This window comes from uncultured Campylobacter sp. (genome assembly GCF_937980635.1).
GTDB lineage: Bacteria > Campylobacterota > Campylobacteria > Campylobacterales > Campylobacteraceae > Campylobacter_B.
On the sequence record NZ_CALJPG010000016.1, the window covers coordinates 1 to 13,677 of the forward strand.

Annotated in this window: 10 protein-coding genes and 1 tRNA gene; 2 read left to right on the forward strand and 9 right to left on the reverse strand. The window is 45.0% G+C overall.

What is annotated here, in order from left to right:
• Positions 1 to 256: 256 nt before the first annotated feature.
• Positions 257 to 1,003, forward strand: a complete 747-nt coding sequence (locus Q0460_RS03135) for a hypothetical protein (RefSeq protein WP_299084754.1) — start codon at positions 257 to 259, stop codon at positions 1,001 to 1,003.
• A 346-nt stretch (positions 1,004 to 1,349) separates the two neighbouring features.
• Here the strand turns inward: Q0460_RS03135 and Q0460_RS03140 are convergent, their stop codons facing one another.
• The 9 genes from Q0460_RS03140 to murA all read right to left on the reverse strand — a co-directional run bounded on the left by Q0460_RS03140 (position 1,350) and on the right by murA (position 12,401).
• Complete coding sequence (locus tag Q0460_RS03140; protein WP_299084757.1) at positions 1,350 to 4,367, reverse strand: TonB-dependent hemoglobin/transferrin/lactoferrin family receptor; 3,018 nt, start codon at positions 4,365 to 4,367, stop codon at positions 1,350 to 1,352.
• Positions 4,368 to 5,015: 648 nt separating this feature from the next.
• Positions 5,016 to 5,603: a hypothetical protein gene (locus Q0460_RS03145; protein WP_299084759.1), complete on the reverse strand. Its 588-nt coding sequence runs from the start codon at positions 5,601 to 5,603 to the stop codon at positions 5,016 to 5,018.
• Positions 5,604 to 5,919: 316 nt separating this feature from the next.
• Positions 5,920 to 6,546 (reverse strand): dTMP kinase, encoded by a 627-nt coding sequence (gene tmk, locus Q0460_RS03150; RefSeq protein WP_299084761.1) that lies wholly within the window; start codon positions 6,544 to 6,546, stop codon positions 5,920 to 5,922.
• A 506-nt stretch (positions 6,547 to 7,052) separates the two neighbouring features.
• Entirely contained in the window at positions 7,053 to 8,156 is a 1,104-nt protein-coding gene (locus tag Q0460_RS03155) for a hypothetical protein (protein ID WP_299084763.1), read from the reverse strand.
• 83 nt (positions 8,157 to 8,239) lie between these two features.
• Positions 8,240 to 8,716: a pantetheine-phosphate adenylyltransferase gene (coaD, locus tag Q0460_RS03160; RefSeq protein ID WP_297924057.1), complete on the reverse strand. Its 477-nt coding sequence runs from the start codon at positions 8,714 to 8,716 to the stop codon at positions 8,240 to 8,242.
• On the reverse strand, positions 8,716 to 9,270 hold the full coding sequence (locus Q0460_RS03165; RefSeq protein ID WP_299084766.1) for a UbiX family flavin prenyltransferase: 555 nt from the start codon (positions 9,268 to 9,270) through the stop codon (positions 8,716 to 8,718). Before Q0460_RS03165 ends, coaD begins: the two co-directional genes overlap by 1 nt.
• Before the next feature lie 76 nt (positions 9,271 to 9,346).
• Positions 9,347 to 9,421, reverse strand: a tRNA-Gly gene (locus Q0460_RS03170).
• A 61-nt stretch (positions 9,422 to 9,482) separates the two neighbouring features.
• On the reverse strand, positions 9,483 to 10,664 hold the full coding sequence (locus Q0460_RS03175) for a molybdopterin molybdotransferase MoeA (RefSeq protein WP_299084769.1): 1,182 nt from the start codon (positions 10,662 to 10,664) through the stop codon (positions 9,483 to 9,485).
• Positions 10,665 to 11,132: 468 nt separating this feature from the next.
• The gene (gene murA, locus Q0460_RS03180; RefSeq protein ID WP_299084772.1) at positions 11,133 to 12,401 is read right to left on the reverse strand and encodes a UDP-N-acetylglucosamine 1-carboxyvinyltransferase; all 1,269 of its coding nucleotides are present in this window, start codon (positions 12,399 to 12,401) and stop codon (positions 11,133 to 11,135) included.
• A 125-nt stretch (positions 12,402 to 12,526) separates the two neighbouring features.
• On the opposite strand from murA, the gene Q0460_RS03185 reads away from it, so the two are divergent.
• On the forward strand, positions 12,527 to 13,162 hold the full coding sequence (locus Q0460_RS03185; protein ID WP_005870540.1) for an NlpC/P60 family protein: 636 nt from the start codon (positions 12,527 to 12,529) through the stop codon (positions 13,160 to 13,162).
• The last annotated feature ends 515 nt before the right edge of the window (positions 13,163 to 13,677 follow it).

Here is a 13,677-nt window from a genome sequence, read left to right on the forward strand (position 1 = left end):
GCGGTGCAAACCGCGCTCGTAAAGCTAGCCATATTAAATTTGCCGCCGATAAGCGCGGCGGAATTTAGCGAAAAATTTTAAAACCAAGCTTGTGATCAGATATATCTTGCCGCATGAAATTTAAAAGCTAGAATTTTGCCGCGCAGAATTCCGTTGCGCTGTGGAGCTTTGCAGAAAAAAAAATGAGAGGATTTTTTAGCTGAATAAACGACGCCGGGCAAACAGCGCGAAATTTTTAACTTAATCTTGGAGGATTATGCGAAATAAGCAGCCTTATATCGAAGGCAGGATAAAAAACTTGCGCATCCGCGTCCTTAGGCAGGAGATCGAGACGCTCGTGCTTTTTGAGATCGGCGGCGTTCGCTTTCGTATGCGTTGCAGGGCGTTCTCGTTTAAGCAGGGCGATTTAGTGCGCGTAAAATACTGCGAGCAGGGATATTTAGGCAGCCTCGTCGCCTTGGAGGTCGAGCGTCACAGAATGCCTTTGGAATATGCCCGCGATTTTGAATTGAGCGTGCTGGATGCCGCAAGACGCGCGCTATATTTAGTTTGGGACATTTTGATTACGTTTGGTCTAATTTTTTTCGTCACGGCGGTGTTTTACGCGATCTACCTTGCGCCCAAAAAAGACGCATTCCCAAACCTAGGCGATTTTTTCTACACTTGCGCGGCGCTTGCGTTTGTTGCGATGATAATTCTGGCATACATTTACGCAGCCGCCTGCGCTATTAAGAGCCGCGCACCTCGTTTGACACAACTGGTGTTTAACTTTGCCGAGAGACTACTTAGCTTAGCGCGACTATTTTGGGCAGTATTGATTGCTTGTGTTGCTGCGATTGCGGTGCTGGTTTGGATTTATATGATATTTATTAAGGATAAAACGGCAAGCCTGAGTGATTTTTTCTATTCTTGCGTGGTGCTTGCGTTTGTGTGCGTGATATGCATGGTTTACTCCACTTGCATGCAAAAACTCTCATCGTGGCGCAAGCGTCGTAAGAAATAGCGCTACTCCGCCGCATAAATACACAGTGCGGAATTTTATAATTACGTAGCCTCAAATTTTGCATAGCAGAATTCTGCACTGCGCTATAAATTTTATGCGCCCGAAATTTTAAAATTCCGTTTCGCGAGAATACGGAAGCGGCAAAATTCCGCCACGCGAATAAAGCATACCGCTGCAAATTTTACATTTTTAAAATTTCCGTGCTCCTAAGCCTTTAATCGTTCGCCGTTTATTTTAAAGCTGGTGGAAGCTCAAACAAACTAAAGCTCGTTTGAGCCGGAATTTCGGATAAATTTAAATCGCGCTTCGCACTAGAGTCTAAGCAATCGACCCAATAAGCGACGATTTAAAACGTTATCTCCCAGTTAAATCTAAAATTTCTGCGCGGCGCGTAAAACCTGCCGATGCCCGCACCCGTCGCCTGATCGATCATATTGACCGTTCCGAAAGCCCTGATCGAGCGCGCGCTATCCCAAGTGATATATTTGGCGTTGGTTAGGTTGTAAACGCCTAGACTAAAGTTAAAATTTTTTTGCGGCTTTGCATAAGCAATAACGTCCACTACCGTATAATCACCGCTTCGCCAACCTTTGGTATTATCGGTTACGGGCTCTCCGTTTACTATAGAAGCATCGATGTGTCCCCAATACGGATCCGTTCTTTCGACTTGGCTTTTCCAATACATATTGTAGGTATCTTTGCGCTTCTTGGCTCCTACGTCGGTGATGAAAAGATCAATGCCATATTTGTCGCCTGGCGTGGAATAGCCGATATTATAAACAGAAGTAGGCGGTTGGATCGCATTCATAGGCACCTCTTCGCCCCTGCTGCATCCGGAGTTTGAATTATTGGCGTTTGAGCCGTTGCTGGCGCACGACATTCTGCCTTTTTGTCTGCTATATTTATACCCCAGCCTAAATCCCTCCAGGCTCTCCGATACATCGCCGAGCTCCAGATGGGTATTTATCTCAAATCCATGCACTTTGGCGCTATCTCGGTTTACGTTTTGATAAAACGGATACGGTATCTGTTGATCTACGACTTGTAAATTTCCCAAAAATTCAAGATCGATAAAATTTTTATAATCCGTCTTAAAAACATCAAAAGTTATGCGACTTCTCTCGCTATAAAAGGTAAGAGCGATCTCTTTCGTCCTTGCGATCTCGGCTTCCAGATCGATATTTGGACGGATAGAAAAGTCTGGATGCTTAAAGGTCATATACGCCTCATCCGATGTCGGAGCACGGAAGCCCTTGGAGCCCTTTAGTTGTATCCTCATCCAATCCAGCGGGTCTAAATTTAGACCTAGTTTATATGATCCGCTTTTGTATTCCTTCTCTCTTAGTAGAAATTTTAAATTTTGCTGATAATTCTCTTCTCCATAAGAGGATTTATAGCTATATGTTCCGGTTCCGTCAAAAGGATTATAAGGATAGGGCACCCAAAGACCTATTATCATACCCCTTGGCACTTCGGGATAACCTGTATATTTTGGTTTATGCTTTACCTTGTCGTAGCGGTAGCCAAGATCAAAGCCTACATATTTGGTGATTTGAATTTCATCCCCGATATAACCCGCCGTAGTCGTAGTTTGCACCGGAATCAGATAGGTGTTAATGTCAGTAGTATTATTTCTTAATCTTCCAAGCCTATTCCAATCCGGATTTATTACTCCCTTGGCTGTTTTGCCAAAAAATATATCATTCCACCATTGCGAATTTCCTTCATAAAATCCGTCTCTATTGATCATGGATTTATCTGTTCTATCAAAAAGCCCGCCGTATGATATGGAGTTATCAATGACGTTAAATAGGTTAAGCTCTTTATCAAAATCCAAATTTAATTGCTGGGTATTGGTCTCTAATGTCCTATCGGAATATATTATACGATTATAGCCATCTGTATACGGAGTTAGAAAAAATAACTTATGTTCTTTCGTCATATCGTCTGCATCGCTGGAATCTTTTTTTATAGTTCCGTAAACCCTTCCGTCGGGAAGAGTATGTTTTTCTATCTCTCTTTCTACCAATTCATAGTTATAATCCCAAGTATCCCCATCGTATGTTTCTTTCAATACTTTAAATTTTTTATTGCAATCTATTTTGGAACAATCTAAATAAAGTCCATCTTTGATTGTATAATCGGAATAACGGGAAAGCGCATTGCCAGAACCATCTTTAATAGCGCCCTCTTGCCAACCACCAGGAGTAGGATCGACACTAAGTGGCTTATTATCTTTATCTACGAGATCATATCCACTTGAGTTTTCATTTAGATGCATTCCCGATGGATTTTGTGTTTGCTGGCAGGCGCTCCCCTGGCAACCCTCTTTATTGATCGCGCGATTTTTAATGTTTTGCTTCGAGTATGAAATTTTAACGTGATCCCAAAGCGGCGTCTCGCTGAAATTTTCGTAGCTGAATTGCACGTTTCTTCGATCGGAGCTGTCGTGGTTCGTCCTGCTTCCGTATCGTTCCGGAGCGCCCGGGCGACTGCCGAGCCTGAGCGTGTAAGATAGGTCTTCGCCGTCGGAATTGAGCTTTGAGTTATCCACCGCAACGGAAAATCTATTCTCATCGCCCGGCTGAAATCCCACCTTTACGAGCGTGCTTTTTTTGGTTATGGTATATGGGTCTGCTTTTTCGCGAGTTTTTCCTATATGAAGTTTGTCCTCTTTGCTATCATATATGTCGTAGAAATAGTTTTTTCTTTCATGTCCGTGCCTATCGGTGTTTATAACCAAAAGATCAAACCAGCCGTACCTAGCTGCACCGGTGAAGGAGTGAAAATTTTGACTATCGACGCTTTGATAGCCCTGCTTAAAGCCGAAATGGTAATTCTTTTCCGTCAAGAAATCCCTGGCGTCTTTGGTTTCAAACATAACCGATCCGCCGAGTGCGCCGCTTCCCGCTTTTATGGAATCGGCTCCTTTGGTGATATTGGCCGTTTTGACGTTTTCCATCTCTACGCCGTTTCTTGTGTTGTTAAAATTTCCATACCCCTCAAAGAGGTCTTTAAAGCCTTGCGAGCTTAAAGTCTCCGCTTGACGAAGCCCGTCCACCGTGATAGCCACACGGTTTTCGTCCACGCCGCGAACGGCATATCCGCTAGCGCCAAATCTACCTGTTTCGACTGCCGTGATACCCGTTTGGTATCGCACCAAGTCTCTGCTATCGGTGATCTGCTGCTTCTTGATAGTCTGCGCGGTAGTTTTAGTTTCGCCAACCTTTTGCTCGGCTACGCTTTGCGAATCGACATTGCCCGTTACCTGGATAGTTCCCAGTTCTTGTGAGTTGGTCGGCTCTTCCGCGTAAAGCGAGCCATAAAAGAGCAGCGAGGCATAGAGAGAGAATCTTCTAAACATTCATATTTCCTTTAATGATTATAGAATTGATTATTAACGCGGCGAATAATAATACAAAGATTTTTAATGTTTAATTAAATTGCAGTTTAAATTTAGGGATAAATTTTAAATGCTTGAAATTTTGATTTTTAAGAAGTATAAAATTTTGAATAGGTCTAGGAATACGTAACAGGCGTATTTTGAGCTTTAATCTAGCTCTAAATTTTGCAAAGCGTTTTTAAAACGGCTAGCAAAAATACTGAAAATTATAAAAGAGCGAATGATAACAAAGCGCATTTTATAATATGTAACGCGCTTTTTTAATTATGATATTTTTACCGGTAATTTTAAAATTTTATACCAAATCGCTGCATTGTAAATTTATAATTTTATAGATTGTTGTCTCGCAGGATTTGTTAGCAGATCTATTTATCGGTGCCGGAATAGGGCATAAATTTTGCCGGGCAGAATTCCGCGCCATGCTATAAATTTTATACGCCGCGAAATTTTGAAATTTTGTTTTGCACAAATACGGCGAGTGGCAAAATCCTGCCACGCAAATAAACCATACCGCGTTGCGGCATTGATAATTTACTCGTTTATTCCGCCAAATTAACCCATGCCGTCGTAAATTTTATGTTTTAAAATTTCACGCCGAATCTTTTGCGGCTAAAAAATACCCCGCAGAGCCGCTGTGTCCTCTACATGTCTGTACGGCAAGAAATAATGCACGAAGTTTGTGCAAGCGCCGTCAGGCACGCATATTTCGGCGCTCAGTCTGTGTTTGACATGCGCAGAATCAAGATCAGGTATCTCCAATCCGCCGCTTTTGTAACCGCTATAGCCCATCTCTATCGGCACCTCTAGCTTATCTTTTTCAAAAACGACGCGTCCGCTTTGCACCTGCTCGAGTTTGATGTTTTTTAGCACGATCTCGGGCGCGCTCACGTGGTCAAAATTTATACTTAGTTCATACGGGGCGCCGGTGGAGTTGTCGTCCGAGAAGTCGGGCTTCGGTTCGCGCTCGTCGCGCCATAATCGTCCGCCGATAGTGGTAGCTCTTAAGCGGACACTGACGCTAAAATCCTTCAGATCCAGCGAAGCGCTGCTAAAATCACGGATGAGCGTCCAGGCTACGACGGTGCGGCCGAAAAATTTATCGGCGATCATATATGTGCCGAAAAGCGAGCTTATGACCACCCAAAACAGAAATATAAATTTAAAAATCTTACGTAAAACAAACTTTAACATCTTCATCGCTATCCTTTCAATCTAAAGCTTAAGCGGAATTCCGCCCGCAAATCCGCGGATTAAAATTCCGTGTGCGGATTTCGCTTATGAAATTTTGCGCTTTTTCAGTCTGCGGCGGAATTTTAAGACAGAATTCCGTGGCTAAATTTTACTGCGAAATTATAAAACAAATTTCGCCCATGAAATTTTCCCTAGAACTGCGCCTGTAAAATTCCATAAACGAAATTTGGAGATGAAATTTTATGGGCGGAATTCCATAGTTAAAATTTCACGGCAAGGCTCAGAAATCAATTATCGCGGCAAAATTCCACGCCTTAAAATTTTAAGAAAGTATGAAATTTTTTATCTGATCGCAGATCACCTCTTCGGACTGTGCGGCGTCGATTTGCAGGGTCTCGACGCCGCACGCCGCGCATGCCCGCGCCATAAGATCTTGCACACGCATTAGGTATTTTAGCCCGCGAGCCTCGATTATATCGCTGCTAGCGCGCGTTTTTAGCCGCTGCCCGATGAGCTTCTCGTCCGCCGAAAACAGCACGATTTTATCTGCAAATTTGCCCCCAAGCGCAAATTTGTTAAGCGCGATAAGCTCGCTAAGATCCGCGTTTTCGTCGTTTGCCAGCGCATAGGCGATCCCCGAGATGAAGCCGCGATCGCTTAGCACGAGCCTGTCCGCGCCGCCCTTTATCACGCGCTCGTAGTGCTCGGCGCGGTCTGCGAGAAATAAAAGCAGCTCGGCGCGCTTTGAAATTTCGCCGCAGACCTCGCGCAGATTTATGCTGCCGCGCCGCCACTTAAAATCCTCGCCCAAAACGAGGCTTCGTACCGCCTCGCCAAGCTTCGTGCCGCCGGGCTCCTTAGTCACGATCGCTTGCGGAAAAGCCGCCGCCAGCCGCGCTATCTGCGTGCTTTTGCCCACGCCGTCGATACCTTCGAATATTACATACATTTTTCGCCTTTAAATTTGTGCGTTATTTTACAAGCTTATAGCTAAATAGCGGCTTGTTTTAACAGCGGGGCGTAAAATTTCGCCTCAAAATCGGGCTTCTACGAGAGCTTGTGCGAGCCGATTTTTATTTTTCGGCATAAAATTTATCGGGCGCTTTGTTGCTCGGCTCTTACTCTTTGCGGCACGGCTCGCGGTTAAATTTAGCGCTTGGGCGGATGCGCCGAATAGGCGGTGAGTAAATTTTGCGCTTTCGGACATATACCGAGCGGAGCAGGACGCCAGTCGATAAAGATGGCGCGTCGTGCGGATAGAATAATGGCACGTTGGGCGAAGCAAGGCGTCATCATACAGAGCAGGACATGTACCATACGAAGCGTATGGCGCTAGACGGAAATGGCGGCGCTTCTGGCGGAGTAGGGCGGCAGCATCATTCGGCGTAGGGTATGTTTATTGGCAGTGCGGGTGGGCAAACGCTGCGCGCAATGATAAAATCGCGACGATGAAATTTAAATTTTGCCCTTATACGTGCTTACGAGCTCGGGATTTATCGCTATGAAATCTTTCCTCAGATCGCCAAGATCGCAATCGGTGGCCGTGATCGTAAAATCATCCGTCATATCAAGCGCAAATTCGCCAAGACCTGCTTTGAGCTGCTTCACGCACTCCCAAATGAGCTTTTTAGCCTGCGCATATTTATCATTTAGCTGCGTTTCTTGATTGAAAAGATCAAAAATTTTCGCCGTTTCGTAGTCTACTTCGACCTCGGCTCGAAACTCGTAATCAGGAACAAGCCAAAGAAGCCAACCGTCCTTTCGCGCAAGCCACTGCGCGCGCTGTTCTTGCGAGCCGAATCCGATGATCGGCGGCAAACTCCTATTGTCGCAAGCTAAATTTATGCAGTAGAGTTTACAGGCGGGCGCGTGCTTTTTGATCGTCTCTTTAATCGCGGGCAGCAGCCTTTGAGCGGCGAGCTCATAGAGCTTTTTGTAGCTCATTTTTTTATCAGGTTTTTTGTAGTGCACGTAGCCGCCCTCGACTATTAAGCTTAGCTCGCCCATTGCGTCAAATTCATAGTTTGTTACGTCATTCCTTCTGCCTGCGCGAGGGTGCTCTACATACTCCCGTCTTTGTGCGAGCTTGCCGCCTTCGTAAGTAAAATTTTCTATCCCATAGGCGTTGTTGTCAAAGGCCGAGTAGATGGACTTTAGCTCGCCATTTTCATAGATAAATCTTTTTATATTGAAGCATCCTACGCATCTTTTATTGTAGCAACCGAAATGATATTTTAAAACTTCGTCCCGCCCCCAAAAATAAAGGCTTTCAAAGAAACTTTTTTTGCCGTCATGTTGTCTTTCAAAAACGACGCGATCTTGCGCATCAAAGCCGTATTCGTAGGCGTTTACGATCTTTTTTGGTTTAGCTTTTAAAATTTTGCCCTTTGAGAAGCGGTTATATTCGAAATAAAACGGCTCTAAATTGATATAGCTACCAGACGCCCAGCGCCTACTTACGACCTGCGCTTCGGCTATTTTATTTAGGGCTTTGTATTCATCTCTCACGCTTTTTAAAAACGTTCGCAGTCTTTCTATCTCATCCATTGCTTCGTTCATTTTATCTCCCGTGTGGTTTGTAAATTTTAAATTTAGCTGCGCCTGCGAGCTAAATTCAGGCTAAATTTCAGTCGCTTGCGAGCTCATTTTTTTAAAAATTTTAAAATTTCGCTCGGCACGAGGTGCGAAACGTCGCCGCCGTGGCTCAAAACGGAGCGGACAATCGAGCTTGAGATGAAGGCGTTTTTGAGCGTCGGCATCAAATACACGCTCTCAAATTCCTCCCATAGCGAGGCGTTTGCATAGCCGATCTGCAGCTCGTACTCAAAGTCGCTAACCGCGCGGAGTCCACGGATAACGAAGCGCACGCCGCAGGATCTGGCGAAATCCACGAGTAGATTATCAAAGCTTTGCACGCTCACGCCGCGAAGTTCGCGTGTCGCGGCTCGCGCCATCTCTAGTCTGGATTTTAGGCTGAAGTAGGGCTTCTTGCTCTCGTTGAGCGCCACTGCGACGATAACCTCATCAAAAAGCCCTAGCGCGCGCTTGATGACGTCCAGATGACCGTTCGTGATAGGATCGAAGGTGCCCGGATAGATACATTTTCTTGAGTTTTGCATTATTGCCACCTTTTAAATAGCTCGTTTTGCACGCCCAGCGCGTCGCACCACTTGCCGATTATGAAATTTTTTAAATTTTGCACGCCGCAGTAACCTGCGATCACGGGTGGAGCGATGATGACGCCGAGCGCGGCTAGCTCGCTCATCTGGCGCAGGCTGATCGCAGAAAGCGGCATCTCGCGCACGCCAAGAACCAGCCGCTTGTGCTCTTTTAACGCGACTGCAGCGGCGCGGGTGCTTAAGCTGTCGCAAAGCCCGCCGTAAATTTTAGCCAAAGAGCCGATAGAGCAGGGCGCAAAGATTGTGGCGTCAATGCCGAACGAGCCTGAAGCGGGCGGCGCGCTCAGATCGTCGTCGGGATAAAATTTTACGCTCCTAAATTCCGCGGATTTTAAGACCTCGTCCGCGTCTATGCCGCTTTCGGCGCGCAGGACGCGGCGCGCGCCCTGTGTAAGTACGGCGTGAATTTCATGCGGCGAGCTGGCAAGAAATTTAAGCAGATCAAGCCCGATCTCGCAAAAACTCGCGCCGCTTATGCAAACTAAAATTCTCATTTAAAGGCTTTCATATCGAAATTTTGCAGTTTAAAAACAAACGCGGCGGAAGGAATTTTAAAATTTGAAATTAAGATGGAGCGGGAAACGAGAGTCGAACTCGCGACATCAACCATGGCAAGGTTGCGCTCTACCACTGAGCTATTCCCGCATGCGGTAAAAATAAAGCGCGATTGTAGCCTATAAATTTTCATTTGTCAATAATTTCTCGCTTAAATTTCATAAATTTTTACGATTTCTCCAGCGCGAACTTTGTCGCATTCGGGATCAGCCAAGAAAAAATGCGATGCCGCAGCCAGCGGTCTGATACGCCCAGAAGGCGACGGCATAGGCGTAAAAACTCCGCCTTCATATGCGCCTACGGTTAAATTTACTCTGCCGCTTTTTAGCTTCAGATCGCTTGCGAGCTTGGCATAGATCGCCGCTTCTGCGCTAAAAGCCTCGCTTGCGCCGCTAAGCTTAAATAAGATCGGCAGTATGACTGCGCGCGTAAGCACGAAAGCAGCCATCGGATTGCCCGCCATTGCAAAGACGAATTTGCCGTCTTTTGCGAAGCACTTGCTGGGGCGGCCGGGCTTGATATCAATGTGATCGAAAACCTGCAAAAATCCAAGTTCACTCATAGCGCTTTGCATAAAATCCGCCTCCCCGGCACTTGCTCCACCGCTGGTAATTAGCACGTCAAATTTACGCGTAGCAGTATCTAGCGCCTCGCACACCTCGCTAAAATCATCCTTTAAAATCCCTAAATACTCATTTTCAAAGCCGTATTTTTGCAGCAATGCAGCAATGCCACTAGAGTTAGCGTTATAAATTTCGCGCTCACTTGCGCTCTGCCACGGCTCTTTTAGCTCGTTGCCGCTTGAAAATAGAGCGATTTTAGGACGCGCGTAAACGTCCACTTCGTAAATTCCTTGCGCGGCAAGAAGCATGATTTTGGCAGGGTTTAAAATTTCGCCACGGCGCAATAAAAGCTCGCCCGCACGCACTTCTTCGCCTTTTTTACGAAAGCCGTCGTGGGCATGAACGGAAGCAGGGATTTTTAGAGTTCCGCCTTGCACGTCTACATCCTCTAGCCTCGCGACGGAGTCCGCGCCTGCAGGCATTGGCGCGCCGGTCATTATCTTTTGCGCTTGTGCAGCCTTTATTTCGTAGAATTTCTCATCTCCCGCAAAAATCGTAGGCTCTACGATCTTTAGCTTTTCGTCTTTGAAGTCCGCCGCGTAGGCATAGCCGTCAAGCGCCGAATTATCGAAGCAGGGTAGGTTTTTAATCGCTGAAATATCACTAAAAAGAATGCGACCTAGGGCGCTGGGAAGAGGTACCTTTTCGCTTTGCTTGCTTGATGTGATTCTAGCCGTAGCCAAATCTATAGCCTCATTTATTCCTATCATTTTTAAGTCCTTTTTATCATTTTTACATTTAAAATTCGCGCAGTTAATATCTCGCGTGGTCTTAAATTTTATGTTGCGCCAAAGCTTGCAAAGCAAAATTTACCCAAATAAATGCGCGAAATTTTATGAGCTCAATTGCCTTATTTTACTGCGAGCGTTGCTTAAAATTTCAAAGCATATAGCTCGTAGAATTCCGCTTTGCCCTAGGAATTCCACTCACATTTGCTTAAAGAATTCCACCACGGCTCGTTCATTAAATTTTACCAAAACTTGCTATTTAAATTTAAAGAGACTCATCCTTGAAATTCTACCAAGATTTGCCTTTAAAATTTCGCCACACTTAGCTTTAGCGATTAATGCATTGCTGCTGATAGAATTTACGTGGTGCTTACGCAGCGTGGCTTTTAAACGCGTTTTGTGTAAAATTCCGCATCGCTTTATTTGTACAAGATTTTTATTCCGAAGTCCTCATTCCTCCAGCCTCTGTATGTCCGCGCCAAGCGCACCAAGCTTAGCCTCTAGTCTCTCGTAGCCGCGATCTAGGTGGTAAATTCTATGTATTTTGCTCTCGCCGCGCGCCGCAAGGGCGGCTAAAACGAGCGCCGAACTAGCTCGCAGATCGGTCGCCATCACGTCCGCGCCGTTTAGCTTGCCGCCGCTGATCGTCGCGATGTGTCCGTTTAAGCGGATATCTGCGCCCATTCTTGAGAGTTCGCTAACGTGCATGAAGCGGTTTTCAAAAAGCCTCTCGTCGATGGTGCTGACGCCCGTGGCTACACACGCCAGCGCCATAAACTGCGCCTGCATATCGGTAGGAAAGCCCGGATATTCGCTCGTGATGATTTCTACGGGTTTTATCTTTGAAGCGGGCAGGATCGTGATCTCGTCGCCGCCGTTTGAAATTTCAAATTTAAAGCCCATATCTTCAAATTTTGCAAGCACAGCGCCAAGATGAGCCGCGCAAGCGTGCGTGATCGTGATACGAGAGCCGGTGATCGCGCCTGCGCACAGATAGGTGCCTGCTTCGATGCGATCGGGAATGATCGAAATTTCGTTCAAGCTTAAAAGCTCTCCGCCACTTCCTTTGATGAGGATCTCGTTCGTGCCGATGCCCTCTATGTCGATACCTGTGCTTTTTAATGCGTTGCAAACGGCGATTACTTCGGGCTCTTTTGCCGCGTTTATGATATGAGTGGTGCCGCTTGCTAAGGCCGCCGCCATTACGATGTTTTCGGTGCCGGTGACGGTAATTTTGTCAAAATTTATAGTCGCGCCCTTAAGCCCCTTTTTTGCGGTGCAAACCACGTAACCTTGCTTGATCTTAACCTCCGCGCCCATCTTTTCAAGCGCGCTAAGGTGCAGATCAATCGGTCTGGCGCCGATCGCGCAGCCTCCGGGAAGGCTTACCTCGCAGTGTCTAAACCGCGCTAAAAGCGGCCCCAGCACTAAGATCGAAGCTCGCATTTTACGCACTATGTCGTAGATCGCCTTGGTCGAGTTTACCTCGCGCGGATCGATTTTGGCGGTGTTGGCGTCAAGAAACTCGCACTTTGCGCCTAAATTTGAAAGTAGCTGAATTAGCGTGTGGATATCGGAAACTGCGGGTAAATTTTTAATTACGACTTCGTTTTTTGAAAGAATAGATAGGGCTATGAGCGGCAGTGCGGCATTTTTTGCGCCGCTTATTTTGACGCTACCGCTTAGTTTTTTGCCCCCGTTAATTCGTAGATAATGCATGATTTCTCCGTGTAAAATTTCGGCGATTATACAGAATTTAGCTTTAAAGTTACCATTTTGTTACCACTGAGCGCTAAAATTACGCCTAAATTTAACCGTTACATAATTTTATAAGGATTTTTTATATGAAACAACTAATTATTTGCGCTTTGGGTGCGTTTTTGCTGGTCGGTTGCTCCTCAAAAGCCCCGTCTGCCGGCAGCCAGCAAGCGTATGTCTTAAACGATCATGAAGAAGGAATAACTTCGGTGCCGGGAAGCGAGTTTAACCGCCCTTTAATTGCATCTGTAGACGATTACACTGGCACTCGCGCAGGAGGGGACTGCAGCGGATTTATCACCGTGCTAAATGATAAATACGATGATCTATTTTTCAATTCAAAAGATCTGCCGAAATACTTCACAAACGGACGCAAATCCCAAGCAATATATAATTATTACAGCCGTAAAAATTTACTCAGCAATACGCCGCGAGTGGGGGATTTGGTGTTTTTTCAAAACACTTTGCGTTCTAACAAAGGTAAGGTCAATAACGAAATCAGCCATATCGGTATCGTGCGCGAGATATATGCCGATGGTCGCGTGAAATTCGTCCACAATACTCGTGGTAGAAATCAAGCGGACTTCGTAAATTTAAATAAGAAAAACGTCCATGTAGCGGGGCAAAAGATGGAAAATAGCTATATCGTGCGCTGCGGCAAAGACCGCATAAGCTGCCTAGCATCGAACCGCTTCGCAGGATACGGACGGGTGAATAACTAGAATTTTGAAAATTCTTTCGCCGTATTTTTTGAAAAATTTCTCATAACTTTTGGAATTTATTAGATTTTATGGAATTTTGTTAGACCTTTTAAAAATTCGCAGCGGTTTGATTTATGCTCTAAAATTTCAAGTGAAATTTTGCAGATAATTTAGCTTGGAATTCTAGCTATGACTTGCTTTATAGAATTTATTAAATTCCTAAAATTCTAATCAAATTTTAAAATTTTTATGGCTTTTAAACTCCTGCAGCAAAAACTTATGAATAAAAACTCACTTTGATGCTGTTATGGCAAATCAAATTAGCATTTTTAACGCGTAATTATATATAACAAGCATTTAAAATATTTACTCTAAAATTTATTTTGAAATTAATTTGAACTCAAATTTTGTTATTCTTAGTAAAATTATACTTATAATTTTACATAAAATTCTACGAAATAGCTTCATATAGCTGAAATTCCATCTTTATTAAATTTAACGGCGTGCTTGTTTTTTGATTGATGTCAGATACGCTC

Excerpts from the sequence above, each read along its gene's own strand:
- Q0460_RS03135 (WP_299084754.1), top strand. The coding sequence starts at position 257 with ATGCGAAATAAGCAGCCTTATATCGAAGGCAGGATAAAAAACTTGCGC.
- Q0460_RS03140 (WP_299084757.1), bottom strand. The coding sequence starts at position 4,367 with ATGTTTAGAAGATTCTCTCTCTATGCCTCGCTGCTCTTTTATGGCTCG.
- Q0460_RS03145 (WP_299084759.1), bottom strand. The coding sequence starts at position 5,603 with ATGAAGATGTTAAAGTTTGTTTTACGTAAGATTTTTAAATTTATATTT.
- tmk (WP_299084761.1), bottom strand. The coding sequence starts at position 6,546 with ATGTATGTAATATTCGAAGGTATCGACGGCGTGGGCAAAAGCACGCAG.
- Q0460_RS03155 (WP_299084763.1), bottom strand. The coding sequence starts at position 8,156 with ATGAACGAAGCAATGGATGAGATAGAAAGACTGCGAACGTTTTTAAAA.
- coaD (WP_297924057.1), bottom strand. The coding sequence starts at position 8,716 with ATGCAAAACTCAAGAAAATGTATCTATCCGGGCACCTTCGATCCTATC.
- Q0460_RS03165 (WP_299084766.1), bottom strand. The coding sequence starts at position 9,270 with ATGAGAATTTTAGTTTGCATAAGCGGCGCGAGTTTTTGCGAGATCGGG.
- Q0460_RS03175 (WP_299084769.1), bottom strand. The coding sequence starts at position 10,664 with ATGATAGGAATAAATGAGGCTATAGATTTGGCTACGGCTAGAATCACA.
- murA (WP_299084772.1), bottom strand. The coding sequence starts at position 12,401 with ATGCATTATCTACGAATTAACGGGGGCAAAAAACTAAGCGGTAGCGTC.
- Q0460_RS03185 (WP_005870540.1), top strand. The coding sequence starts at position 12,527 with ATGAAACAACTAATTATTTGCGCTTTGGGTGCGTTTTTGCTGGTCGGT.